The sequence below is a fragment of the Mesorhizobium sp. M7A.F.Ca.US.006.04.2.1 genome (assembly GCF_004022915.1).
GTDB classification, from domain to species: Bacteria; Pseudomonadota; Alphaproteobacteria; order Rhizobiales; family Rhizobiaceae; genus Mesorhizobium; species Mesorhizobium ciceri.
On the sequence record NZ_RZQA01000821.1, the window covers coordinates 1 to 2,888 of the forward strand.

At 65.3% G+C, this 2,888-nt stretch carries 1 protein-coding gene and 1 pseudogene; both read right to left on the reverse strand.

Annotated features, from left to right (window positions below):
* Positions 1–992 (reverse strand): hypothetical protein (locus EN925_RS30590; protein ID WP_128337159.1); only part of this gene is annotated, 992 nt, incomplete at its 3' end.
* 117 nt (positions 993–1,109) lie between these two features.
* Positions 1,110–2,888: pseudogene (locus EN925_RS30595) on the reverse strand (methyl-accepting chemotaxis protein); the annotation flags it as partial.

Below are 2,888 nucleotides of genomic sequence, written 5' to 3' on the forward strand. Positions count from 1 at the left end.
CGCGGCGGCTCGCCGCCCGACAGCGGCAGGACGCCGATGACGTGGCGAAAGGACACGCTTTGGCCTTCGCCCAGCGCAAAAGCGGTCGCCACCCCTTCGCGCTTCAGCCAGTTGTCGCCGATCGAGGCGGCATGGCCGACGGCAGCGCGGCCATCCTCGATGCCGAGCACGCCAAGGTGGCGGCCGCTCCATGGGGCGTAGTCGCGCCCGCCATTGCTGAACCACAGCATGGTGATTGGCAGTTCGGCCGGGTTCTTCAGCACCAGCACCAGATCGTCCTCGGCCTGTCGTGCAAGCGCGGTCCATCCCGGCCCGCCATGGTCGGCTTCGACCAGCGTGATGAAATCCTCGCGGCGGTCATCCATACGGTATTCCGTCAGGTCGAGCGTGCCGCCGCCGGCGGCGGGAAAATGACCGAGATCGGCGGAGCGCGCCGGATAGGCGAGCATGAAGCGGCCGCGTGCGGGATCGGGCTCCAGCGGGTCGTCCAGCGTCGCGGCAAAACGCTTCGGCGAAAAGGCCAGCCTGCCGCCGCCGGTCATGGCCGTCATCGGGTGATGGGCGACCGAGATGGCACCATGGCCGCCTGAAAACGCATGCTCCTGGTAGAGGAAGGGATGGCCGTCGTGCAGCGTCAGGATCTTGTCGACCGAAGCGCCCATTACCTTGTGCCGCAAGCGGTAGACGGCGCGCCAGCCATCGTCGGTCGCGACACTTTCGACGACATCCCAGGCGCTGTTGGCCGTCCAGCCATGCAGCGGCGCTTCCTCGACATCGCTGCGCGAAAACGGCGCGCAGAGGAAATCGCCGGACAGCCGAACCGTGCCTTCCGGCAGGTCTTTCGGCAGCGTCTCGTTCGCATCGACCCAGGGCGCGCGATGCAGCGGCTTCAGCTGCCGCCCGCCGCCCTCGACGACCATGTCGGCGATGTGGCCGACCGTGAGGTCGAGCGAAACCGAAATGCCTCTGGCCTTGATGGTGTGGATGGTCATTGCGCTGTCACCGATTCTGAAGGCGCAAACTGAACCGTTCGGCGGCGGTTGCGCAAGCACTGCGACAGGGCATTTTTGCATCGCGCACCTTCACCTTCCCCACAAGGGGAGGGTGAGCTACTGTCGCTTGTATTCCCGCACCGGCGACTTGGTGTCGTCGGTGTAGGTAACCTGCACCGACATCGATTTCACGCTGTCGGCGACCTTGAAATAGGGTTGGTAATCGTAGGGAATGGCGTAGGGGTCCTTCTTGTCGCAAGGCGGCATCTTGATCTCCTTGTCGAGTGCCGCGCCGTTCAGGCTGTAATGCACCTGTTTGATGGCGCAGCGGTAGGACAGCATCTGGGTGAAATAGACCAGGCCGTGGTTGCCGCTGGCATCGAAGGCGATCCACGAGGTCCAGAACTGGTCGAGGATCTGCTTGTTGCCTTGCTGAAGCGCTGTTTCGGGGTCGAAGCGGATGTCGAACGGGCCGGTCTCGCGGCCCCTGATATCGAGATATTTGATCGCAATGATCCCCGCCACGGTGCTGTCGGGCATCTCGAAGCTCGGATTGGCCATCGGCTTGCCGGTCGTCGGGTCGTTCATGGCCAGGAAACCGGTGTCGGTGAAAGGACCGCTGTCGCCCATGCGCCAGGAGATGGCGGTCGCCGGCTCGGGCAGCGAGATGGTCATCGACCAGCCCTGGTTGGAGCGCATCGGCGTCAGCGAAGGCACGAAGCGGGCGGGGTCGAGCACGTCGCCAAGCGCCGCCAGCCGGCTGCGGCTGCGGTCCAGCCAGTCGGCGAGCTGCGTCTGGTCGACGAAATATTTGAGCAGCCCGCCATCCTTCTCGTAGGCCATGAATTTGGTCAGCGCCTTGGCCTCGTTGCGCTTGTCGGCCAGCGTCTGGGCGCCGAGCCGGTCCTCCGAAAACTCCTGCGCCAGCAGGAAATAGGCCGGCGCGAAATCGGCATGGGCGGCGACGAAGGCGTTGAGCTTGTCGAGGCGCTGGGCGTCGTCGAACTGCTGGATATGCACGAGCTTGATCGACAGCGCCTTGCCCTTGTCGGCAAGCGCGCCGAACACCTCGCGCGCGCCGGCCTTGCCGTCCTGCACCCGAAGCAGCGTGGCAAAGCGCGTATAGGGGTCGATGGCGTCGACGTCGAAGCCGGCAAAGGCGAGGTAGGAGCGCCGCGCATTCAGCATGTCGCCGGACAGCTCGTAGACTCGCGCATTGTGGTAGAACTCGTCCGGCCGCTTCGGCTCGGCGATCGCCCCGCCCTGCGCGGCAAGGGCGGCAAAGCCCTTGGCGATGATGTCGATCGAGGCGGCGATCTGCACGGTCGTCGCTTGCAGCTTCTCGGTCTGGGCCTGCTGCTGCGCCTGGCCGGCGACCAGCGTCTCGGTCTCCTTCTTCACCTCGTCGGTGGTCTTCTGCACTTCCGCCGTCTGCTCAGTCTGCTGCTACTGGACGGACGCGATCTCGTCGGTCTTTTTCGCCACCGTGTCGGTCGACTGCTTGACCGCCTCGACCGTCTTTTGCGTCTGCGTGACGGTCTGCTCGATCTTCGCAACTTTCTCGGTAACGATGCCCATCGACTGCTGCAGCCCGGCAATGGCCGGCACCAGGCTGGCGATCACCCCGTGCTGGGCGTTGGTCTGCTGCTGCAGGCCGTAGACGCCGCCGGCGACGGCCGCCGCACTGGTGGCGAAGATCAAGGCCGGCAGCGCCTTGGCCGCCAGCACCAGCCGGAGCACGATGGCAATGGCGATGATGATTGCGGCCACCGCGGCGACCAGCGCGACATAGGCGGCGAACGGCGCCAGCGGATTGAGGATGTCGGATACGGCACCCCCGACAAAGGCGACGCTGCCAGCCCATTTGCCGGTGCGGCTGAGTGATGCCCTGATAAG